The sequence below is a fragment of the Nocardiopsis flavescens genome (genome assembly GCF_900141985.1).
Classification (GTDB): domain Bacteria; phylum Actinomycetota; class Actinomycetes; order Streptosporangiales; family Streptosporangiaceae; genus Nocardiopsis; species Nocardiopsis flavescens.
The window spans coordinates 1-22452 of the sequence record NZ_FQZK01000011.1 but is presented as its reverse complement, the minus strand read 5'-3'; the positions used below and the strand labels follow the sequence as shown (position 1 = coordinate 22452).

At 76.3% G+C, this 22452-nt stretch carries 14 protein-coding genes; 4 read left to right on the top strand and 10 right to left on the bottom strand.

Annotated features, from left to right (window positions below):
* Positions 1–2 precede the first annotated feature (2 nt).
* Positions 3–2570 carry a glycosyl hydrolase family 95 catalytic domain-containing protein gene (locus tag BUE45_RS33470; RefSeq protein ID WP_245833336.1) on the top strand — a complete coding sequence of 856 codons (2568 nt, stop codon included), beginning with the start codon at positions 3–5 and terminating at the stop codon, positions 2568–2570.
* Positions 2571–2679: 109 nt separating this feature from the next.
* On the top strand, positions 2680–5400 hold the full coding sequence (locus BUE45_RS18050; protein WP_073380529.1) for a cellulose binding domain-containing protein: 2721 nt from the start codon (positions 2680–2682) through the stop codon (positions 5398–5400).
* Positions 5401–5496: 96 nt separating this feature from the next.
* Here BUE45_RS18050 and BUE45_RS18045 read toward each other — a convergent pair whose 3' ends face one another.
* The 3 genes from BUE45_RS18045 to BUE45_RS18035 are packed head-to-tail and all read right to left on the bottom strand — an operon-like array spanning position 5497 to position 9063.
* Positions 5497–6408, bottom strand: a complete 912-nt coding sequence (locus tag BUE45_RS18045; protein ID WP_073380528.1) for a carbohydrate ABC transporter permease — start codon at positions 6406–6408, stop codon at positions 5497–5499.
* Positions 6405–7418, bottom strand: coding sequence for an ABC transporter permease (locus tag BUE45_RS18040; protein WP_073380527.1), 1014 nt, complete (start codon positions 7416–7418; stop codon positions 6405–6407). Before BUE45_RS18040 ends, BUE45_RS18045 begins: the two co-directional genes overlap by 4 nt.
* Positions 7411–9063 carry an extracellular solute-binding protein gene (locus BUE45_RS18035; RefSeq protein ID WP_073380526.1) on the bottom strand — a complete coding sequence of 551 codons (1653 nt, stop codon included), beginning with the start codon at positions 9061–9063 and terminating at the stop codon, positions 7411–7413. Before BUE45_RS18035 ends, BUE45_RS18040 begins: the two co-directional genes overlap by 8 nt.
* 196 nt (positions 9064–9259) lie before the next feature.
* On the opposite strand from BUE45_RS18035, the gene BUE45_RS18030 reads away from it, so the two are divergent.
* A complete protein-coding gene (locus tag BUE45_RS18030; RefSeq protein ID WP_073380525.1) occupies positions 9260–12037 on the top strand; it encodes a glycoside hydrolase family 3 protein in 2778 nt (925 codons plus the stop codon).
* 43 nt (positions 12038–12080) lie between these two features.
* Here the strand turns inward: BUE45_RS18030 and BUE45_RS18025 are convergent, their stop codons facing one another.
* The 5 genes from BUE45_RS18025 to BUE45_RS33875 all read right to left on the bottom strand — a co-directional run bounded on the left by BUE45_RS18025 (position 12081) and on the right by BUE45_RS33875 (position 19857).
* Positions 12081–13274, bottom strand: a complete 1194-nt coding sequence (locus tag BUE45_RS18025; RefSeq protein ID WP_245833335.1) for a vWA domain-containing protein — start codon at positions 13272–13274, stop codon at positions 12081–12083.
* A gap of 4 nt (positions 13275–13278) precedes the next feature.
* Entirely contained in the window at positions 13279–14469 is a 1191-nt protein-coding gene (locus BUE45_RS18020) for an AAA family ATPase (protein WP_073380524.1), read from the bottom strand.
* Positions 14470–14695: 226 nt separating this feature from the next.
* A complete protein-coding gene (locus tag BUE45_RS18015) occupies positions 14696–16180 on the bottom strand; it encodes an ankyrin repeat domain-containing protein (protein ID WP_073380523.1) in 1485 nt (494 codons plus the stop codon).
* Positions 16177–17886: an ankyrin repeat domain-containing protein gene (locus BUE45_RS18010; RefSeq protein ID WP_073380522.1), complete on the bottom strand. Its 1710-nt coding sequence runs from the start codon at positions 17884–17886 to the stop codon at positions 16177–16179. The genes BUE45_RS18015 and BUE45_RS18010 overlap by 4 nt, the downstream gene beginning before the upstream one ends.
* 279 nt (positions 17887–18165) lie before the next feature.
* A complete protein-coding gene (locus tag BUE45_RS33875) occupies positions 18166–19857 on the bottom strand; it encodes a hypothetical protein (protein ID WP_073380521.1) in 1692 nt (563 codons plus the stop codon).
* 301 nt (positions 19858–20158) lie between these two features.
* Between BUE45_RS33875 and BUE45_RS18000 the strand changes: the two genes are divergently transcribed.
* Entirely contained in the window at positions 20159–20725 is a 567-nt protein-coding gene (locus BUE45_RS18000; RefSeq protein ID WP_245833334.1) for a class IV adenylate cyclase, read from the top strand.
* A 93-nt stretch (positions 20726–20818) separates the two neighbouring features.
* Here BUE45_RS18000 and map read toward each other — a convergent pair whose 3' ends face one another.
* Both map and BUE45_RS17990 read right to left on the bottom strand, forming a co-directional pair.
* Positions 20819–21589 carry a type I methionyl aminopeptidase gene (map, locus tag BUE45_RS17995; RefSeq protein WP_073380519.1) on the bottom strand — a complete coding sequence of 257 codons (771 nt, stop codon included), beginning with the start codon at positions 21587–21589 and terminating at the stop codon, positions 20819–20821.
* Positions 21590–21630: 41 nt separating this feature from the next.
* A complete protein-coding gene (locus tag BUE45_RS17990; RefSeq protein ID WP_245833333.1) occupies positions 21631–22227 on the bottom strand; it encodes a GNAT family N-acetyltransferase in 597 nt (198 codons plus the stop codon).
* Between the last annotated feature and the right edge of the window lie 225 nt (positions 22228–22452).

Below are 22452 nucleotides of genomic sequence, written 5' to 3'. Positions count from 1 at the left end.
ACATGTCCCACGTCCGAGCGCCGCGCGTCCGCGGCGCCCGCACCCGCACGCCCGCCTCCTCCTGGGAGGACGCCCTGGTCACCGGGAACGGCACCACCGGTGCGCTGGCGCACTCCACCGCGGACCTGGTCCGCCTCACCCTGTGCCACGAGCGCCTCTTCCTGCCGGTCGCCGACGCCCTGCCCGCGCCCGCGACCGCGCGCCTGCTGCCGGAGCTGCGCGCCCTGCTCCTGGCGGGCCGGTCCCGGGAGGCCGCCGAGCTCATCGCGCGATCCGCCGCCGCCGAGCACCCCGGGTACGCCCGGACCCGGTGGATCGACCCCCTGGTGCCCGCGGCCGTGCTGTCGTTCGAGCTCAGCGCTCCCGTACCGGGCGATACGCTGCGCGCCTGCGACTTCGGCACCGGCGTGGTCTCGGAGGAGCTGCCGGACGGGACCGCGCACCGCGCGGTGGCCTCCCGGGCGGACGGGGCGGTGGCGGTGGAGCTGTCCCGGGCCGCGGGGCTGGACGGGACGCTGCGCCTGGCCCCGCCGGGGGAGCGGCCGCCGGTGCGGGTGGAGGCCGAGGCCACCGCCGCCCCGGGGGTGCTGCGCCTGCGCGCGCGCTTCCCGGACCGGCCGGCCGGGGCGCCGCCCGCGGCGCCGACGGGGTACACGGTGGAGTGCGCGCTGTCCGCCTCCGGGGGCGGGGTCCGGGTGGTCGGGGACGCCCTGGAGCTGCGCGGGGTGGAGCGCCTGGAGGCGGTCGTCCGGGTCACCGTGGACGTTCCCGGCACGGGTCCCGTCCGCGCGCCGGACGGCCCGCCCGGGGGCGGGGAGGGTGGTGCTCCCGTGCCCGGGGGTGCGCCCGCTCTCGTGTCCGGCCCTGTGCCGGGCGGCGCGCCCGTTCCCCGGGCCGCCGGTGGGCCCGTCTCCGCGTCCGCGCCCACGTGCGGGAGTGGGGCGCGTGGTGTTCCCGCGTCCGGGGGTGTGTCCGTCTCCGAGTCCGGCCCTGTGCCGGGCGGCGCGCCCGTTCCCCGGGCCGCCGGTGGGCCCGTCTCCGCGTCCGCGCCCACGTGCGGGGGTGAGGCGGGCGGTGCTCCCGCCCCCGGGGCCGCCGCCCCGGCGCCCTCCGGGTTCGACCGCGCCCTGGACCGGCACCGCCCGCTGCACGGCGGGCTCATGGACCGCTTCCGCATCGACCTGGACGGCCCGCCCGCAGAGGGCGCCTCCCCGGCGCACCTGGCCCGGCTCGTGGACGCTGCGCGGTACACGATCGTGTCGAGCTGCGGCGGCCTGCCGCCCACCCTCCAGGGGGTGTGGAGCGGCACCTACGACCCGCCCTGGCGCTCCGGGTACACCTTCGACGGCAACCTCTTCTCGGCGGTGGCCGCCCTGCACGCCACCGGCACCCCCGAGCTGATGACCCCGGTGTTCGACCTGCTGGAGGGCGTGCTCGGCGACCTCCGGGAGAACGCCCGCCGCCTGTACGGCTGCCGGGGCGTCCTGGTGCCCGCGCACGCCTCCACCACCGGCCGCCACCAGCACTTCGGGCCGGTGTGGTCCCTGACCTGCTGGACCGCCGGGGCCGCCTGGGCGGCCCGGCTGTACTGGGACTACTACTCCCACACCCGCGACCGGGACTTCCTGCGCGAGCGGGCGCTGCCGTTCCTCACCGAGGCGGCCCTGTTCCACGAGGACTTCCTCACCGCGGACGGGTTCGTCCCCTCCTACTCCCCGGAGAACACCCCCGCCGACGCCGACGGCCAGGCCTGCGTCAACGCCACGATGGACGTCGCCGCCGTCCGCGACCTGTGCCGCAACCTCATGCGGGCGCACCGGGTCCTGGGCCTGCCGGGCGGGCGGCGGTGGGCGGCCCTCGCCGCCCGCACGCCCTCCTACCGGGTGTCGCCCGGCGGGGAGCTCTCCGAGTGGGCGGGCCCGGCCGGCCCGCTGGAGCAGGCCGACCGGCACGCCCACCGGCACGCCTCCCACCTGTACCCCCTCTGGTACGAGCCGGACCCGGCGCTGGCCGCGCCCCGCCTGCGGGCCGCCGCCGCGGCCGCGGTGCGCGCCCGCCTGGACTGGTGGCGGGGCGAGGAGTCCGACGAGATGGCGTTCGGACTGGTCCAGCTCGGCCTGGCGGCGGCCCGGCTGGGCCTCGCGGAACGGGCGCACGCGGCACTGGGCATGCTGGCCACCCGGTACTGGCGGCCCACCCTGACCCCCACCCACAACCGCGGCGCGCTGTTCAACGTGGACATCGGCGGCGGGCTGCCCGCGGTCGTCGCCGCCGTGCTGCTGGGCTCCACCGAGGGCCGCGCCGACCTGCTGCCCGCCCTGCCGCCGGCCTGGACCGCGGGCCGGGTGGAGGGGCTGCGCGGCCGGGGCGGGCTCCTCGTCGACGTCCTGGAGTGGGAGCGCGGCGCGGCGCACGCCCGGCTGCGGTCGGTGGAGCCCCGGAGCCTGGTGGCCGCGTTTCCCGACGGGACCCGGCGCCGGGTGGACTGCGATCCCCGCCAGGCCATTTCTCTGCGGTTTCAGACTTTTCTCCATGCCCGAAGTCGAAGCGCTTCGAAAAACTTCTCCTGACCCCTCTTGCCGGGCACCCGAAGGGTATTCACACTGATCGGCAATTGGCGCCCTCCCGGGAACCGGAATCCCCGGGAGGGCGCGACCCCCCAGTTTTCAGGAGTCCCGCATGCCCCCCCGAACCCCGAGACCGCGGCACCGAACCCCCGCCGCGCTGCTCAGCGCCGCGGCGCTGGCGCTGCCGCTCGCCGCGGTCGGCGCCGCCGCCCCCTCCCCGGCCCTCGCACAGGCCGACTACGCGTGGGACAACGTCCGCATCGCCGGGGGCGGCTTCGTGCCCGGCATCGTCTTCAACGAGACCGAACCCGGCCTCGCCTACGCCCGCACCGACATCGGCGGCGCCTACCGTCTGGACCCCGCCACCGACCGCTGGGTCCCCCTGCTCGACTGGGTCGACTGGGACCGGTGGGGGTGGACCGGAGTCGTGTCCATCGCCACCGACCCCGTCGACCCCGACCGCGTCTACGCCGCGGTGGGCACCTACACCAACGACTGGGACCCGAACAACGGCGCGGTCCTGCGCTCCGACGACCGCGGGGAGACCTGGGAGGCCGCCGAGCTGCCCTTCAAGCTCGGCGGCAACATGCCCGGCCGCGGACTGGGCGAGCGCCTGGCGGTGGACCCCAACGACAACTCCGTCGTGTACTTCGGCGCCCGGGGCGGCCACGGCCTGTGGCGCAGCACCGACCACGGCGCCACCTGGTCGGAGGTCACCGCCTTCCCCAACCCCGGCGACTACGTCCAGGACCCGGGGGACCCCAACGGCCTGCTCGACGACGTCATCGGCGTCACGTGGGTGGCCTTCGACCCCGGCACCGGCTCCCCGGGCTCGCCCACGCAGGAGATCTACGCGGGCGTCGCCGACCTCGACGACCCCCTCTACCGCAGCACCGACGGCGGGGACACCTGGGAGCCCGTCCCCGGCGCGCCCACCGGGTACCTGCCCGCGCACGGCGTCGTGGACCACGGGAACGACCGCCTGTACGTCGCCACCACCAGCACCCCCGGCCCCTACGACGGCGACGCGGGCCAGGTGTGGCGGCTGGACACCGGCACCGGCGAGTGGACCGACATCAGCCCGGTCCCGGCGGGGACCGAGGACGCCTACTTCGGCTACGGCGGGCTGACCGTCGACCGGCAGGACCCCGACACCCTCATGGTCGCCACCCAGATCTCCTGGTGGCCCGACACCCAGATCTTCCGCAGCACCGACGCCGGCCAGACCTGGACGCGGGCGTGGGACTGGGGCGCCTACCCCGAGCGCACCACCCGCTACGAGATGGACATCTCCACCGCGCCCTGGCTGGACTGGGGGAGCGCGGGCACCGCTCCCGAGACCCAGCCCAAGCTGGGCTGGATGACCCAGGCGATGGCCATCGACCCCTTCGACTCCGACCGGTTCCTGTACGGGACCGGGGCCACCGTGTACGGCTCCGACGAGCTGACGAACTGGGACTCCGACACGCCCTTCACCATCGAGGTGAAGGCGCACGGCATCGAGGAGACCGCGGTCAACGACCTCGTCAGCCCGCCCGGCGACGGGGCGCCGCTGCACTCGGCCCTGCTGGACCTGGGCGGGTTCACCCACGAGGACCTCGGCACGGTGCCGGACCGGATGTTCGACCAGCCCGCGTGGGACCACGGCTCCTCGCTCGACTTCGCCGAGCTGGCACCGGACACCCTCGTGCGGACCGGGGGCGGCGAGGAGGGCGGCTCCCTCGGCGTCTCGACGAACGGCGGGGACTCCTGGTGGGCCGGCCAGACCCCGGGCGGCGTCACCGGCGGCGGCACCGTCGCGGTCAACGCCGACGGCTCGCGGATCGTGTGGAGCCCGGACGGCACCGGGGTGCACGTCTCGACCACCCTGGGGTCGTCCTGGAGCCCGTCCTCCGGCCTTCCGGCGGGGGCGCGGGTGGAGGCGGACCGGGTGGACCCGGACGTGTTCTACGCGGTCTCCGGCGGCACCTTCTACACCAGCACCGACGGCGGGGCGGTGTTCGAGGCCCGCCACGACGGGCTGCCCGCCGAGGGGAACATCCGGTTCGGTGCGGCGCCCGGGCACACCGGCGACGTGTGGGTCGCGGGCGGGACCGGCGACCACTACGGGATGTGGCGCACCACCGATGCCGGGGAGACCTTCGCGGCGGTCGCGGGCGTCGACGAGGGCGACGCGGTGGGCTTCGGGGCGCCCGCGCCCGGGGCCGGCTACCCGGCGGTGTACACCAGCTCCCGGATCGACGGGGTGCGCGGCATCTTCCGCTCCGACGACGCGGGGCTGAGCTGGGTGCGGATCAACGACGACCGCCACCAGTGGGCCTGGACCGGCGCCGTCGTGACCGGCGACCCCGACGTGTACGGGCGGGTCTACATCGGCACCAACGGCCGCGGCATCGTCTACGGCGACCCCGCCGGGTCCGGGCCCGGCACCGGGGAGCCCACACCGGAGCCGACGGAGGAGCCCACCGGGGAGCCGACGGAGGAGCCGACCGAAGGGCCCACCGAGGGCCCCGGCACCGCCGACTGCACGTGGGACTACACGGTGGACAACACCTGGCCCGGCGGCTTCCAGGCCCGGGTCACCGTCACCAACGGCGGCGCGCGGGAGGTGGACGGCTGGGACCTGGCCTGGGACTTCACCGCGGGCGAGGAGATCACCAGCCTGTGGAACGCCACCCACCGCCAGGACGGCGCGTCCGTGGTCGTCTCCGACTCCGGGTGGAACGCCCGGATCGCCCCCGGCGGCTCCGTGACGGTCGGGTTCAACGGGTCCGCCGACGGCGACCCCGGCACCCCGCGGGCCCTCTCCCTGAACGGGGAGGCCTGCGGCTGACCGGGCCCGGGGAGGTCGGCGCGCGCCGACCTCCCCGCGCTCCCGTGGTCCCGGCCGCCGGTGGGGGCGGCCGGGACCACGGGCCCGGCCGGGGCGTCAGCCCTTGACGGCGCCGATGATGACCCCCTTGGTGAAGTGCTTCTGCACCAGCGGGTAGATCAGCGTCACCGGCACCAGCGCCACCACCACGATCGCCATCTGCACCGCCAGGTTGGGCGCCGACGCGGTGCCCTGCACCGCGTCCCCGATCAGCGAGCCGGAGTTGAGCTGCTGGCCCTGCTGCACGTACTGGCGCAGGATCAGCTGGAGCGGCCACCTGGCGTTGTCGTTGAGGTAGAGGATCGCGTTGAAGAAGGCGTTCCAGTAGCCCACCGCGTAGAACAGCCCGACCACGGCGGTGACCCCCTTGGACATCGGCAGCACCAGGCGGAGGAGGATCGTCCACTCCCCGGCCCCGTCGATCCGGGCGCTGTCGGCGATCTCCCCGGGCAGGTTCATGAAGAACGCCCGCATCACCACCAGGTTGAACGCGTTCACCGCCGTCGGCAGGATCAGCGCCGCGTAGGAGTCGATCATCCCCAGGTCGCTGACCAGCAGGTACAGCGGGATCATCCCGGGGGCGAACAGGAACGTCAGCAGCACGGCGAACAGCAGCGGCCGGTGCAGCAGCGAACCCGGCCGGGACAGCCCGTAGGCCGCCAGCACGGTCGCGGTCAGGCTCACCAGTGTGCCCGCGGCGGTGACGCCCAGGCTCACCAGCACCGCCCGGGTCACCACGCCCCCCGAGAACAGGTCGGCGTACGCCTGGAAGGAGATCCCGCCGGGCACCACCACCAGCCCGCCCGCGGCGGTCACCGCGGAGGCGGGCGAAAGACTGGTCAGGACCACGACGTAGATCGGCAGCAGGACGACGGCCGCGACGGCCGCCAGGACGGTGTTCTTCGCGGCCCGCGCGGGCAGGGACGGCCGCTCCGCCCAGACCGGGCGGCTCCTGGACAGTGTGCTCATGAGCGTCGGTACACCCCGTGTTCGCCCATCAGGTGGGCCGTCTTGTTGGCGACCAGGATCAGCACGAGCCCCACGGCGCCCTTGAGCAGGCCCGCCGCCGCGCCCGCGCTGAAGTTCCCGGTGACCAGGGTCTGGTGGTAGACGTACGTGTCCATGACCTCCGAGACGCCCGAGCCGAAGGCGTCCCGTTGCAGGTAGAACTGCTCGAAGCCGACGTTGAGGATGTCGCCGAGCTTGAGGATGAGCAGCAGCACGATCACCGGCCGCAGCCCCGGCAGGGTGATGTGCCACATCCGCCGCCACCGGTTCGCGCCGTCCACGGCCGCCGACTCGTAGAGGTTCTGGTCGATGGCGGCCAGCGCCGCCAGGAAGATGATCGTGCCCCACCCGGCGTCCTTCCAGACCATCTGTGAGGTGACGACGAGCAGGAACGCGTCGGGGCTGGCCATGATGTCCAGCGGCGCGTACCCCGCGCCCCGCAGGGCCTGCGAGACGAGCCCGGCCCCGCCCAGGATCTGCTGGAACAGGGTCACCACCAGCACCCACGAGAAGAAGTGCGGCATGTACACGATGCTCTGGAGCACCAGCCGGACGCGGCGGGCCAGCACGCTGTCCAGCAGGATCGCCAGCGCGATCGGCACCGGGAAGAAGAACACCAGCTGGACCGCGGCGATGACCAGCGTGTTGCCCACCGCGTTCCAGAACCGGGGGTCGGTGAACAGCCGCTCGAACTGGTAGAGGCCCACCCAGGGGCTGCCGGCGACGCCGTCCCACGGGTTGTACTGCTGGAACGCGATGATGTTCCCGAACGTGGGGACGTAGTGGAACACCGCCAGCAGGCCGATCGCGGGCAGCGTCATCAGCAGCAGGGAGCGGTCGCGCAGCCACCGGGCCCGCAGGGAGGGTCCCCGCCCCGACCGGCGCCCCCGCCCCGACCGGTCCCGCCGCCGCGGGGGCGGGGCCAGAGCCCGGTCGGGGGAGGGGGCCGTGGCCGCGGCCCGTTCAGTCACGGCCGTGCTCCTGGAGCACGCCGAGGTAGAACTCGCGGCCCTCGTCGCCGCCGTCGCGCCGCCAGTCCGCGACGGCCCCGTCCAGCGCGCCCAGGTCCTCGCGCCCGCGGATGATGTCCTGCACCCTGTCGGTGAGCGGAGTCTCCGCCCCGGCGAACCGCTCGGGGCGCTGGATGCGGATGCCCGCGAAGGGGTCCTCCTCCGAGAACCGCGCCGCGTTGTTGTACCAGGCGGTCTTCCACTCCACGAAGTCCGGGAACTGGCTCTCCGTGACGGCCGGGGGCCGGCCGCTGATGAAGTAGTAGCCGTCGTTGACCTCGCCGGCGCCCAGGTCGGTGAGCTGCGGCGCGCCGTCGCCGTCCAGCTCGTGGTGGACGCCCTCCTCCCCGTAGCGGTAGTCCATGTACTCGCGGGTGCCGAACGGGGCGGCGCAGAAGTTCAGGACGCCCAGCAGCTCCTCGATCTGTTCGGGCTCCAGGCCCCTGCGGACGAACACCGACTGTGCGGAGGGGTCGGACCGGTGCATGACGGGGTCGGCGCCGTTCGCGCCGAACACCGGCATGAGGTCCAGGCGGAAGTCCGGCGCGTCGCCCAGCATCTGCCCGTAGGCCTCGTGCCAGGCGCCGATGCCGTCCTGGTTGAACACGATCCGGCCGGAGTTGAGCAGCTCCTTGGAGTTGTCGCCCAGGGCGACGATGTCGGGGTGGACCAGGCCGGCGTCGAAGATCCGGCGCATGAACTCGACGCTCGCCCGCCACTCGTCGGTCTCGAACATGTGGGTCAGCTCGCCGCCGGAGTAGCGCCACTGCTTGGGCGCTCCGAAGACCTGCCGCATGCTCAGGGTGAAGTCGCCGAACGCCCACCGGTCGCCGCCGGGGTCGTTGACCTCCTCGCCGATCGCGAACAGCTCGTCCGGGGTGGTGGGGGCCTCCAGCCCGTACTCCTCCAGCAGGTCGCGCCGGTACAGCACCCAGTTGCCGAACGGCTCGGCCGGCCAGGGCACGCCCTGGAGCCGGTCGTTGAAGACGTTCCAGCGCCAGGCGTCGCTCTCCAGGTTGGCCAGCAGCGGGTAGGCGGCGGCCGCGTCGCCCGCCAGGTGGGGGGTCAGGTCCTCGAACAGCTCGCCCACAGCGCGGTTGAACTGGGGCATCAGGTTGATGACCCAGTCCGGGATCATCGTGAGGTCGGCGACGTCGCGCCCGGCGATCACCGCGTTCATCTTGTCGATGACGGTGTTGCCGTCCTGGAAGTTGAACTCGACGGTGGTGCCCAGGCGCCCGTTGACGTGGTCGAAGAAGGAGTTGTTCCCCGGGCCGGGCGGCAGCGGCCCCCACAGCGGCGTCATCGCCGTGTAGCTCCCGCCGCGGCCGGGGGGCTCGGGGACGGCGCGGATGAACTCGGCGGGGTAGGACGTGAACCCGTCGGGGGCGCCGTGCAGCCCCTCGACGTCGGGGACGACGCCCTCGAAGGGGATGTGGGTGGGGATCAGGGAGTCGAGCGATCCGGCCTCCGCGGCGGACCCGCCGCCGGCCCCCTCGCCGGGGGAGCAGGAGGTGAGGACGGAAGGGGAGAGGGCGGCGAGCGCGCCGGCGCCGGCGAGCCCGAGGAAACGGCGGCGGGTGGGGATCGGGGGGTGGAGGCGCATAGCGTCGTTCCTTCGTGCGGTCGGACCCGCGTGGCCCGGGGGGTAGGAAACGAGCGGCCATTTTGCTATGAATTATTCGGCCGTTGGAAACTGCAAGTTAGTCCACTGTGATCTGCCGCACAAGGGTCCTGCGGCGAACGGAGTCGAAGCGTTTCGATTTCGCTGGACATTGGCACCCGGGAGAGACGGACGCCCCATGAGCAACCCGGTCACCGACCCCGCAGACACCGATCCGCCCCGGCCGGACGGGGAGCGCCTGGAGTCCCTGGTCGCCGCCCTCACCACCGAGGAGCGGCTCGGGCTGCTGCACCAGTACCAGGCGCCCGTCCCGCGGCTGGGCCTGGCCGCGTTCCGCACCGGGACCGAGGCCCTGCACGGCCTCGCCTGGCTGGGCACCGCCACCGTCTTCCCGCAGGCGCTGGGCCTGGCCGCGACCTGGGACCCGGACCTGGTGCGCCGGGTCGGGGAGGCGGTCGCCGACGAGGTCCTGGCCGCCCGCGGGCGCGGCGCCGGGCGCAACGTGTGGGCGCCGGTCGTCAACCCGCTGCGCGACCCCCGCTGGGGCCGCAACGAGGAGGGCTGGTCGGAGGACCCGTGGCTCACCGGGCTCCTGTCCACCGCCTACGCCCGCGGACTGGCCGGGGACGGTCCGCGGCTGCGCACCGCGCCCACCCTCAAGCACTTCCTGGGCTACAACAACGAGACCGACCGGTGCACCACCTCCAGCGGGCTGCCGCCGCGGGTGCTGCACGAATACGAGCTGCCCGCCTACCTGCCCGCCCTGCGCTCCGGCGCGGCCGTCGCGGTCATGCCCTCCTACAACCTGGTCAACGGCCGGCCCGCCCACCTGAGCCCGCTCATCGGGGAGGCGCTGCGCACGGCCGCCCCCGACGAACTCCTCGTCGTCAGCGACGCCATGGCCCCCGGCAACCTCTTCGGCCTCCAGGGCTTCCACCCCGACGGGCCCACCGCCTACGCCCACGCCGTCCGGGCCGGCCTGGACTCCTTCACCCAGGACGACGACCGCCCCGAAGACACCCTCGCCCACCTGCGCGAGGCCCTGCGGCGCGGGCTGCTCACCGACGCGGACCTGGAGCGGGCGGTCCGCCGGGTGCTCTCCGTGCGGCTGCGCCTGGGCGAGTTCGACCCGGGGCCGGCCCCCGAGGGCTCCCTGGACACCCCCGCCCACCGGGCCCTGGCCCGGGAGGCCGCGACCCGCTCCCTGGTCCTGCTCCGCAACGAGGACGGGGTGCTGCCGCTGCGCGGCGTGCGCCGGGTCGCGGTCGTGGGGCCGCTCGCCGACACCGTCCTGGCGGACTGGTACAGCGGGACCCCGCCCTACACCGTCACCGCCCGGGAGGGCGTCGCCGAGCGCGTCGAGGTCGTCCACCACGACGGCGCCGACCGCATCCGGCTCACCTCCCTGGTGACGGCGGTCGTCGAGCCGCAGGAGGGCCCGCTGCGCCTGGCCGCCGGCGACGGCGACGCGTTCGCCCTGCTGGACTGGGGCGGCGGGGCGTTCACCCTGCGCTCCGAGCGCACCGGGCTGCACCTGGACGAGGGCCCGGACGGGGCGCTGGCCTGCACCGCCCCCGGACCGGGCGGCTGGGAGGTGCGCCAGACCCTGCGCCTGGAGGAGGCCACCTCGGCGGGCGGCCCCGAGGGCCCCTTCCACCTGGTCCAGGTCCACACCGGGCGGCGGGTCGGGGTCCGCGCCGACGGGGTGCTGGCCCTGGTCGGGGAACCCGGCGCGGCCTGCCCGTTCTGGATCGACCGGGTGTCCTCTGGCGCCCTGGAGGCCGCCCGCGCCGCCGCCACCGCCGACGCCGCCGTGGTGGTCGTCGGCGACCACCCCATGGTCAACGGGCGCGAGACCGAGGACCGGGCCGACCTGGAACTCCCCGACGCCCAGCGGCACCTGGTCCGGCTGGTGCGCTCGGCCAACCCCGCCACGGTGCTGGCGGTGAGCAGCGGCTGCCCCTTCGCGCTCACGGGGGCGGCCGACGCCGTCCCGGCCGTGCTGTGGTCCGCGCACGGCGGCCAGGAGTACGGCCGCGCCCTGGCCGACGTGCTGTTCGGCGACGCCGAGCCCGCCGGGCGCCTCACCCAGACCTGGTACCGCTCCGCCGACGACCTGCCGGACCTGCTCGACTACGACGTCATCGGGTCCGGGGCCACCTACCTGTACTTCGAGGGCGAGCCCCTGTTCCCGTTCGGCCACGGGCTGGGGTACGCCGAGCCCGTCTACGGGGAGCCGCAGGCGGCCGTCGACGGCGGCCGGGTGACCGTGCGGGTGCCGGTGGCCAACCCCGGGGACCGGCCGCTGGAGGAGGTCGTGCAGGTGTACACCCGCCAGCTCGCCTCGCGGGTGCGGGTCCCGGTGCGGGCGCTGCGCGGGTTCGCCCGGCTGCGCCTGGAGCCGGGGGAGGAGGCCGTCGTGGAGGTCGCGTTCGACACCGCCGACCTGGCCCGCTGGGACACCGTCCGCGAGCGCTTCACCGTGGAGGACGCCCCCAGGGAGGTGCTGGTGGGGCGCTCGGCCGCCGACATCCGGGGGACCGCGCCGCTGCGCGTCCCGGGCGAGCCGCCCGCGGTCCGCCGCGGCACCTGGTCGGCCGCCGGGTACGAGGAGGAGCGCGGCACCGAGCTGTGCCCGCTCTCACCCGAGCGCGGCGACGCGGTGCGCTTCACGGGCCCGGGCGCCCGCCTGCTGTTCCGCGACACCGACCTCACCGGAGCCGCCGGCGTCCGGGTGCTCGCCCGCGCCGACCGGCCCGCGACCCTGCGGGCGGTGCTCGACGACCCCGGTACCGGGCCGACCCTGGCGCGGCTGGACCTCCCCGGGGGCGCGGGGCCCTACGCCTTCGCGGAGGTCGCGGGCGATGCCCCGGCCGCGGACGGGGTCCGCGACCTCTACCTGGTCTGCGACGAGCCCGGCGTCGCCGTGGCCGCCGTCACCCTCGTCACCGGGTGACCGGTACCCGGTGGCCGGGCGGCCCTGGACCGGGGCCGCCCGCTCACCGTGTGACGCGCACCGACTCGATCCACGGCGGGGGCTCGGGCGGGGCGTCCCCGATCAGCGCCGCGACCACCCGGGCCGATGACGGCTCCGCCGGCCACGGCGTGTACCCGTCGGTCAGCACGACGACCACCTGCGGGCGCTGCGGGGCGCGCAGCGCCGCCTCGATGCCCACCCGCATGTCGGTCCCGCCGCCGCCCAGCAGCTCCACCTGGTCGGCGGAGGTCACCCGGCGGGCCGCCTGCACGTCGGCGTCGCAGGCCAGCACCGACACCCGCTCCCTGCCCACGCCCACCTCCTTGAGCACGCCCGAGATCTCCGCCAGCGCCGCCGCCAGGTCGTCGTCGCCCATGGAGCCGGAGGTGTCCACCACCACCGCCACCCGGGGCATCGGGCGGCGCAGGCTCGGCAGCACCACCCCGCGCAGCGCGCCGCTGCGCCGGGAGGGCCGCGAGTACGTGTAGTCCACCGCGCCCCCGGCCCAGGCCAGCGCCTCGCGCACCGCCCCCGCCAGCACCCGGCGCCAGTCCACGGTGGGCTGGAGGATCTCCTCCGCCCACCGCTGCCAGCCCCCGGGCAGGCTCCCCCGGGCGCGCCGGTGGGAGCGCATCGCCTCCGCCGTGGCCCGGCGCAGCGCGTCGGCCTCCACGTCGCCGACCCCGCCGCCGTGGCCGCCCTCCTCCCACGGGCGTTCCACGCCGTGCGCCCCCGACCCGCAGTCGGCGGACCCGACCTCCTCGGGCAGCAGCCGCAGGTACGCCTCGAACATCAGCCCGTCGGGCATCCCGAACCGCCCGGGGCTCATCGTCCCCCCGGGCAGCTCCAGCCCGTCGGAGAGGATGTCGTCGTTGATCTCGCAGTCCTGCGCGATGTTCACCCGCAGGTGGTCGCGCTGGTCGGCGGCGGGCAGCCGGTCGCTGCGCCCGTGGTGGTCGCGCAGCAGGTGGGACACCTCGTGGATCCACACGCCCGCCAGCTCCGGGACGGTCGTCGCCGCCACGAACCCGGGCGACACGTAGCACCGCCACCGGCGGTCCACCCCCATCGTGGGCACCCGGCGGCTCTCCACCACCGTCAGCGAGTACAGCGCCGACGCCAGGTAGGGGCGGTCCTTGGCGGCCCGGTAGCGGGCCGCCAGCAGTTTGGTCCGGTCCAGCCGGGGGGATTCCTCCACGGTCTCCGCGGTCTCCACGGCGTCAGCTCCCCGGGAGCGCGCCGGACAGCCGCAGCAGGTCCACGAACGCGTCGATGTCCGCGGGCACCGGCCAGCCCGGGTCGCGCATCGTCGCCAGGTCGGTGGCGGCGCGGGCGGCCACGTCGGGCACCCCCGCCTCCACGGCCTTGGCCAGCACCTGCCACCCCGCCTCCCAGCGGCGCCGGCTCGGCTCGCTGCGCACCGCCGAGACCACCGCCGTCAGGAACGCCAGCTGGCGGTCGCCCCGCTCGGGCAGCGCGAACGCCCCCGGGTCGGCGAGCACCCGGTTCGGGTCGGGCAGGTCCAGTTCCTCCATGTAGGAGAGCAGCTCCAGCCCGGCGCCGTCGCCGATGGCGCCGACCACCGCGGCGGCGCTCGCCTCGGCGGAGGCCCCCGCGGCTCCGGCCGTGGCCAGCAGCCGCAGCACCATCTCCCAGGTCCGCGGCGAGGGCCAGGCGCCGCCCCGCCCCTCCGCGTCCTCGGGGAGGCTGTGCGCCAGTCCGGGCCGCGCGGTGAGGAAGCCGGACACCACGCCGCGGGCCCGGGCGATCGCCGTGGACACCCGGTCCGGCGCGACCAGCGGCATCGTCGCCGCCGGCCACACCCCGGTCATGCCGCGGGCGACGGTGCGGGGGTCGTGCGTCCAGCGCAGGTGCACGAACCGGTTGGCCAGCGGCGGGGCCAGGTGCCAGCCGTCGGCGGCGCTGGAGGGCGGGTTGGCCGCCGCCACGATCCGCACCGCCGGGGGCAGCTCCAGGCTGCCGACCCGGCGCTCCAGGACCACCCGCAGCAGGGCGGCCTGCACGGCGGGCGGGGCGGAGGACAGCTCGTCGAAGAACAGCAGCCCGGTGCCCCGGGCGGCCAGCCGCACCGCCCACGCCGGGGGCGCCATGGGCACCCCGTCGCGGGCCGGGTCGTCGCCGACCACCGGCAGGCCGGAGAAGTCGGAGGGCTCGTGGACGCTGGCGATCACGGTCTCCAGCGGCAGCCCCAGCTCCAGGGCGAGGCGCTCCAGCCCGGCGGACTTGCCGATGCCGGGCTCGCCCCACAGCAGGACGGGCAGGTTGGCGGTGACCGCGAGGGCCAGCGCCTCCAGCTGGGGGCTCTCGGCGGGCTCGCTGCGCCGGTCCAGGAGCTGCCGGGTGAGGGCGTCGGCGGCCGCGAGCGGCGCCGGTGTGTCGGTGATGGTCACGTCTTCTTCCGATGGTCGTCGGGGGCTCGGAGTTCGCACCGCGGTCACTCCCGCGCTCGTGCGTGAATCCTCCCAAAGGGGGGTGACGGAACGGGCCCGGGCCGGGTCCGGGAGCGCCGGCACCGGCGCCGCGCCGGTCCCCGGCCGGGGACCTCGGCGGCCCGCCCGACCGCGGCGCGGGGCGGTCCGCGTCAGCGCGGGCCGGCTGGAGCGCGGAACGCCGGGATCACGGTGCGCCTCCGGAGGGCTCCTCCAGGTCGCGCAGCAGGTCCGTCCACGGCCCGGCGTCGCGGAACGTGCTCCGTTCCGGGTGCCACGCCGCGGCCAGGCGCTCGCGGACGAAGTCCGCCAGCGGACCGAACCCGTTGCGCCTGTCGCCGATCCGCTCGTGGCGCGCACCGGCGGCGAGCAGCGCCCGGACCAGCGCGATGTCGCCCCGGTACAGGACGGCGAGGTACAGCGGGGTGGCCCCGCCGGGCGCCACCGCGTCCACGTCCGCTCCGGCGGCCAGGAGCGGGGGCAGCACCACCGCGTGGTCCACGAGGAGGAGGCGGTGCATCAGGGTCTCGCCCTCCTCGCCGCGGACGTGCGGGTCCCCGCCCGCCGCCAGGTAGCGCAGCACCGTCTCCGTGTCGCCGTGCCGGACGCGCTCGAACAGCTCCGCCCGGTGGGCCTCCAGCTCCGGGGGCAGCCCCCGGCGCAGGCGCCAGGCCTCGGACACCGCGAAGCACCCGCCCTCCCCGCCGCCGAGCGCGCGCAGGGAGCGCTCGCGCAGGTGCTCCTGCTCGGTGTGCGGACCGGACATCCGGCCGCCGCGCAGGGCCACCCCGTGCTCCCGCCCGCCGCAGTCGACCCGTACCGGGGGAGGGGGCTCCCAGGGCGGCGGCCCCACGGGCCCGTCCACCGGCCGGGCGGGGGCGAGCGCCGCGCGGACGAGCGGGTGCAGGTGGTCCGGGGACATGCCCGCCAGGACGGCGGCGAGGTCGCGCGGCACCCGCCAGGGGCCGCCGGCCGCGATGGCCGCCGCGCGGCCCTCCGGCTTCCGCCCCAGGACGTGGAGCCACTCGGTGCGGGTGGCGGGGTCGGCGCCGGGGCCGGGGTCGGCGGCGGGGAGGTCCTCCGCCGCGCGCGGGGTGCCGTCGGGCTCCAGGAGCGGCGCGCGGCCGGCGCTCCCGCCCCAGCGCCCGCGGGTCTCGTGGACGCGCCGGGAGTCCCACAGGTGCCGCCGGTCCTCCCAGGGGTGGTGCCCCCCGAAGGAGGCCCCGGGGACGGGGACGGTGCGCTCCTCGCCGATGAGGTCCAAGACCAGGTACGGCGGCTCCTCCTGCGGCCAGTCGGGGCCGAGCACGGCCAGCCGCGGCCCCGCCCCCGGACGGGACAGGGTCACCACCGACAGGGAGCGCAGCGCCCCCCGGTCCGGGGAGAAGTGGGAGCGGGGGAAGTGCCAGCGGACCAGGTCGGGGACCAGGTGGTGCAGGTCGTCCAGGAGGGCGTCGGCGAACTCCCCGCCGTGGTCGGCGCGGGCCCGGTCCGGGTCGAGGCGGACCTCGACGCCGGCGGCGGCGCAGGCACCGCGCCAGTCCCCGGCCAGGCGGCGCCCGGTGGCGTGCCCGATCATCGCCCGCGGCACGGAGTACAGCGGGAACCTCCACTCCGGGACCTCCTCGTGTGCCAGGCGCCGGCGGGAGGGGACCCCGCGGGACCCCGTCACAGCAGGTCCTCCACGTCCTCCAGGTCCAGGGGCCGCGGCCGGCCGGTCCTGCCGTCCAGCTCCGCCCGCCACCGGAGGAGGTCCGCGAGACCGCGCGGCGCGGGGTCGCGCGGCCCCGCCCCGGGGGCGACGCCCCCGGGGCGGGCCCCGGCGGCGACCAGCGCCCGCAGTACGGAGGCGTCACCGCCGGAGGCGGCCGCCCGGCCCAGCGGGGTGTACCCGGCGTGGTCCCGGGCGTCGACCTCCGCACCCGCGTCGAGCAGCCGGGGGAGCAGCACCCCGTGGTCCAGGTGGAGGAGCCGGTGCAGCAGGGTCTCCCCCTCGCCGTTGCGCAGGCGCGGGTCGCCGCCCGCGTCCAGGTAGGCCAGGACCGCGTCGGTGTCGCCGTTGCGGGCCCGCTCGAACAGGTCCGCGCGCAGCCGCCGCAGCGCCTTGGGCAGGCGCCCGCGCCCCGTGGTCCAGGCCTCGTGCGCGGTGAAGCAGCCCTGGCCGACACCGCCCAGGGTGCGCAGCGCCGCCTCCCGGGCGACCTCCCGGTCGTCGTGCGGCACCGCGAGCCGGCCGCCGGTGAGCGTGACGGTATGCCACTCCCCGCGGCAGCGCACCCGGACCGGGCCTTCCGGACCCCACGGCGGCGGTCCGACGGGTCCGTCGGCGGGCGGCCGGGCGGGGGCCAGGGCGTCGCGGACGACCGGGTGCAGGTGGTCGGGCGACACCCCGGCCAGCACCGCGTCGATGTCCGCCGACCTCGTCCACAGCGCCTCCGGGGCCGGTGGCGCTCCGGTCGGCGGAAAGGGGAAGCCGGTGGTCGTCTTGATGCGGGGGCGGCCCGCGTCCCCCCTCATGAGCAGGCCCCTGTTCCATTTCGACCGGATGTGCATGCGCCCGGAGCGGCCCGCGGCGTGCAGCCGGACGAGTTCCGCGGCCAGCCGCCCCGGGGACAGCCGCGGGTTCGGGGCGGCCGACAGGTCGCCTTCGGCGAAGTCCTCCGGGTCGAACGCGAAACCGGAGGCGGCGAACGCCTCGGCCACCCGGCCGCCCAGGTACAGGCCGTCGATCCACTCGGTCCGGGTGGCGGGGTCGGCGTCGGGCCCGGGGTTCGCGGTGGGGAGCAGGTGTCGGGCGCGGGGGGTGCCGTCGGGGTCGAGGAAGGGTGCGCGGTCGGCGCTCCCGCCCCACCGCTCCCGGGTCTCGTGGACGTGCCGGGAGTCCCACAGGTACCGCGAGGTCGTCCACGGCAGCGACTCGTGCGGTGACCCCTCCGGCCCCGGCCCCGGGCCCAGTTCGAGGAGGATGCGCTGGGACTCGTGCGGTCCTTTGCCCCGGACCCGGGCGAACAGCCACGGGCCCCGGTCGCCCAGGGGCCGGGAGAGCACGACGACGGCCGCGGGGGCCAGGGCGGCGGGCTCGTGCCATATCCGGGGGAAGTGCCAGCGCAGCAGGTCGGGGACCAGGTGCAGCAGGTCCGCGCGGACCGCGTCGGCGGTCTCCGCGCCCAGCGTGCGGCGCACCGCGTACAGGTCGATCCCCACGTCCACCCCGGCGGCGGCGCAGGCGCCGTGCCAGTCCCCGGCGAGACGGCGCTCGGTGGCGCGCCCGATCACCGCCCGGGGCACCGCGTAGCGGCGGACGCGGCGCAGCCGCGCGAGCGCTTCGGGGTCCGTGCCGGGGACGTGCGGGCCGGCGGTGTGCGGCGCGGTGGTCATCGGGCTCCTTGCCGGTGCTCGGTGGAGGGGGTCGGGGGCATCGTCCCGGAGGACGCCGGTACGGCGCCTCCCCTTTTCCGGGGTCACCCGGTCCGCCCGGTCGCGTGTGCCTCCGGGAGACGCGTACCCACCGGTCCGCCCGGCCGGGCGTCCGTCCCGGTCATGCCTGCCGTCCGGTCGCGTGTGCTGCCTTCCGGTCCGCGGGCCGCCCGTACCGCCCGGTCGCGGCTCCCGCCGGTCCGCCCGGTGCCGCGCGCCCCCGATGACGGGTGTCCCCGGTCACGCGGAGAACCCGCCGACGAGGCCGGACCACACGCCGTCCGGGTCCCCGGTCAGGCGCGCCTCCACCGCATCCTCGAAGGACTCCCCGTGGCGGCTCTCGCCGCCGATGCCCTCCGTGGCCGCGCCCGCCTCCAACAGCGCGCGGGCCAGGTCCGCCGGGCCGTCCAGCCGGGTGACCCGGAACAGTGGGGTCTGCTCCTCGCCGTCCCGCGCCTCCAGGTCCGCCCCGCCCGCCAGCAGGCGCGGCAGCAGTGCCGCGTGGTCCAGCAGGTGCAGGTGGTGCAGCAGGTTCCGGCCGCCCCGGTCGCGGACCCGGGGATCGCCGCCCGCGTCCAGGTAGGCGAGCACGCCGTCCGTGTCGCCGTGCTCGGCCCGGTCGAACAGGTCGTCGCGCAGCCGGGACAGCGCCCGGGGCGTGCGCCCCCGGCCGGTGGTCCAGGCCTCCCGGGCCGCGTGGCAGCCCGCACCCGCTCCGCCCAGGGCGCGCAGCGCCGCCTCCCGCTCCTGCTCCTGAGCGGTGTGCGGGACGGTCAGGCGGCCCTCGGCGTGGGAGACGGTGTGCCATTGCCCGCCGCAGCGCACCCGGACCGGCGCGGGCACCGCGGCCGGGGGCGGCCCCACCGGTCCGTCCGCGGGCCCGCGACCGGGCGCGAGCGCCGCGCGCACCAGGGGGTGCAGCTCGTCGGGGGACAGGCCGTCGCGGACCACGTCCACGTCGATCGAGGGGAGGCGGCACACCTCGGGCAGGACCGGCGTGCCGTTCCCGTCCTTCTCCCAGTAGGTCCACGCCTCCAGGCGCAGGGACACGGAGCCGCCGGGGGCGCGCTCGACCACGAAGCGGCCGTCCGCGTCGTAGGGGAACCAGAAGGTGCCCCCGTGCCCGGCCGCCGCCAGCAGTTCCACCTCCCGCGCCAGCCGCGACACCGCCAGCGGCGTGTAGGAGAGCGCCTCGACCGGGTCCACCGGAGCGCCCCACTCCCGCTCCACCGGGGCGGTGTCCAGCCCGATCCCGGCCGCGTGGAACGCATCGGCCACCAGCCCGGCCCGGTGCAGGCCGTCGATCCACTCGGTGCGGCTGGCGGGGTCGGCGTCGGGGCCGGGGTCCACGGCGGGGAGTTCGCGGGGGGTGCCGTCGGGGTCGAGGAAGGGTGCGCGGCCGGGTCCGCCGCCCCACCGCTCCCGGGACTCGCCGAGGTGCCGGGAGTCCCACAGGTACCGGGAGGTGTCCCACAGGTGCGGGACGTTCTCCCAGTGGTTCACCCGCATGGCCGACTCACTGCGCTCCAGCAGCAGGTCCGCCCAGGAGTGCTCCGCCACCGACAGGACCAGCCGGCGGTGCCCGTACACGTGCGGGTCGGCCTGCCGCGCCGTCAGCCACGGGCCCTCGGGGCCACCCGGCCGGGACAGCAGCAGCCGCTGCCCGGGGAGCAGGCGGCCGTCGCCGTGCCAGAGGCGCGGGAAGTGCCAGCGCAGCAGGTCGGGGACCAGGTGCGCGAGGTCGTCCAGCAGCCGGCCGGTGAACTCCGCGCCGTGCGTGCGCCGCAGCGCCCGCAGGTCCAGGCCGACCGCCACGTCCGCGGCCGCGCAGGCGCCGAGCCAGTCGCCCGCGGCCCGCCGCTCGGCGGCGCGCTCGATCATGGCGCGCGGGACGCCCAGGCGCCGCCCCTTGCGCAGCCCGGCCGCGCGCATGGGGCGGTGCGCTTTCGAGGGGGGTGGGGCGGGTGCGCGTGCGGGGAGCGCTTGTGAGGGGTGGCGTGCGGCCTTCACCCGGGGCCTCCTTGTGCCGGTCCGGCCTGTGCGGCACAGCTTCGCAGAACCCGCCGACGCGCGGCGCACGGGATACCGGGCAGGGCCGACCCACCGGCGTCGCGCCGCCCCCGTTCCGGGCCGGGCGACGCCGGTGGGGCCCCGGCGGTGAACCCCTCCGGCCGGTCCCGATCCCGCGAACCACCGGACGCCGCGGCGGCGCCCCGGTACGCTCGCCGGGACGGTGGCGGCGAGACGCGGGGGGCCCGGCGTGCGGCGGGAGATCGAGACCAAGTACCGCGTGGGCGACCTCGGGGGGCTGGTGGCCGCCCTCGGGGCGGCCGGCGTCGTGCTCGGCGCACCCGCCCGCCAGGACGACCAGGCGTACGCGCCCCGCGGCTGGGACCCGTCCCAGGGGAAGGCGGGCTTCACCTTCGCCCGCCTGCGCACCCAGGACGGGACGCACATCGTCACGGCCAAGACCCCCGCGGCCAACGCGATGGAGTGCGCGGAGCAGGAGACGGCCGTCGCCGACCGGGAGGCGATGCACGGCGTTCTCACCGCCCTGGGCTACGTCCCGGCCGTGCGCATCGTCAAGACCCGCCGCACCGGGTCCGCCGGGCCGATCGGCGTGTGCGTCGACGAGGTCGAGGCGGCCGGGGTGTTCCTGGAACTGGAGCTGGTGGTGGAGGACGACCGCGACGGCCGGGACGCCCAGGCCGGGCTCGACGCGTGGGCCCGGGGGCTGGGCGTGGAGCTGGAGCGCACGACCGACACCTACGACGTGCTGGTCCGCCCGGCCCCCGTGTGAGACCGGTACGGACCCGATGGCGGCGCCGGGCGCACGGCACGGGTCCGTCAGGACCCACCGCCCGGCCGCCGACTGCCCGTCGGCCGGGTCCGCCTACCGCGCGAGGGTGAGGATCTCGGCCCCGTCCTCGGTGATGGCGATCGTGTGCTCGCTGTGCGCCGTGCGGCACCCCGTGGCGCTGCGCAGGGTCCAGCCGTCCGCGTCGGTCACCAGCTCGTCCGTGTCCTGCATGACCCACGGCTCCAGCGCGAGGAGCAGCCCGGGGCGCAGCTTGTACCCGGTGCCGCGCCGCCCGGTGTTGGGGACGTGCGGGTCCTGGTGCATCGTCGACCCGATCCCGTGGCCCCCGAACTCGGTGTTGATCGGGTACCCCGCCTTGCGCAGCACCGCGCCGATGGCGTGGGAGATGTCCCCGATGCGGGCCCCGGGCCCGGCGGCGGCGATCCCCGCCTCCAGCGCGCGTTCGGTGGTCTCGATCATCGCGACGCTCTCGGCGGGTTTCGATCCGCCCACGACGAAGCTGATGGCGGCGTCGGCGGCCACGCCGCGCAGGGACACCGCGAGGTCGAGCGTCAGCAGGTCGCCGTCGGCCAGCGCGTAGTCGTGCGGCAGCCCGTGGAGCACCGCGTCGTTGACCGCGGTGCAGATGTAGTGGCCGAACGGCCCGCGCCCGAAGGACGGCGCGTAGTCCACGTAGCAGGAGTCCGCCCCGGCCTCGACGATCATGGCCTGCGCCCACCGGTCGATGTCCAGGAGGTTCGTGCCGACCGCGGCGCGGTCCTTCAGCGTGTGGAGGATGCGGGCGACCAGGGCGCCCGTGTCCCTGGCCCGGGAGACCTCGGTGCGGGTCAGGATCTCAACCATGGGGCGCCTCTCTCCTGCGATCAATAACTATACCGGCCATACTATACCGGTTTCGAGGGTCCTGGAGCCGTGGGCGCACGACGGGGCTCCGGGGGGCGGCTCCGCTGGAGGGGAGGGGCCGCCGTCGGTCCCAGGCCCAGGTGCGCGAGGTCGAGGCGCTCCGCGCGGCGGGCGAGGAGGTAGAGGCGGCGGCCCGCGCCGCCTTCCTGTTCCTTGACCAGCGAGAACCCCTGGGATTCGTAGTACTCCGCGAGTTCGGGGAAGAAGCAGCCCTGGCGTACCCACCGGCGGCCCTGCCGGGCGGCGCGGTCCACCGCCCAGAGGGCCATGAGGGTTCCCGGGCGGTGGTGTCTGAAGGCGGGGTCGGTCGCGGTGGTGAAGAGGTACAGGCTCGGTTCGCCGGCCTCCTCGCGCGTCCACTGCCGGGGGAGCGCCTGGGTGAGGACGGTGGTGCAGCCGACGATGCGGTCGCCGGCCGCGAGGACCCACATGAAGCCGCGCGCGGCCTGTCCGGCGAGGTCGTCGACCTCTTCGCGCCAGGACTCCAGGCCGCGTTGTTCCATCCACGCGCAGCGCGCGGTGATCATCGACGCCACGGCGGGGGTGTCGTGGGCGGTGGCGGGTCGCATGGTGAACACGGGTGCGGATCCTCCTCGTGCGGCGGACTGGTCCCGTTGGTCTCTCTACCCCGGAGGCTGTCTTTCACGGCGCCCCGGGGGGTGTTAACCCGCCTGGAGCCCCGACCCCGGCCGGAGGGTGTCGCTCCCTGCTCAGGTCGTGGGGGTGAGAGCTCGACCGGAGTTCTCCAAGAGCTCAGCCGCTTGGGGCGGGCGGCCAGCGGAGCGTGGACCTGGCCCCGGCGC

Excerpts from the sequence above, each read along its gene's own strand:
- BUE45_RS33470 (WP_245833336.1), top strand. The coding sequence starts at position 3 with ATGTCCCACGTCCGAGCGCCGCGCGTCCGCGGCGCCCGCACCCGCACG.
- BUE45_RS18050 (WP_073380529.1), top strand. The coding sequence starts at position 2,680 with ATGCCCCCCCGAACCCCGAGACCGCGGCACCGAACCCCCGCCGCGCTG.
- BUE45_RS18045 (WP_073380528.1), bottom strand. The coding sequence starts at position 6,408 with ATGAGCACACTGTCCAGGAGCCGCCCGGTCTGGGCGGAGCGGCCGTCC.
- BUE45_RS18035 (WP_073380526.1), bottom strand. The coding sequence starts at position 9,063 with ATGCGCCTCCACCCCCCGATCCCCACCCGCCGCCGTTTCCTCGGGCTC.
- BUE45_RS18030 (WP_073380525.1), top strand. The coding sequence starts at position 9,260 with ATGAGCAACCCGGTCACCGACCCCGCAGACACCGATCCGCCCCGGCCG.
- BUE45_RS18010 (WP_073380522.1), bottom strand. The coding sequence starts at position 17,886 with ATGACCACCGCGCCGCACACCGCCGGCCCGCACGTCCCCGGCACGGAC.
- BUE45_RS33875 (WP_073380521.1), bottom strand. The coding sequence starts at position 19,857 with ATGCGCGCGGCCGGGCTGCGCAAGGGGCGGCGCCTGGGCGTCCCGCGC.
- map (WP_073380519.1), bottom strand. The coding sequence starts at position 21,589 with ATGGTTGAGATCCTGACCCGCACCGAGGTCTCCCGGGCCAGGGACACG.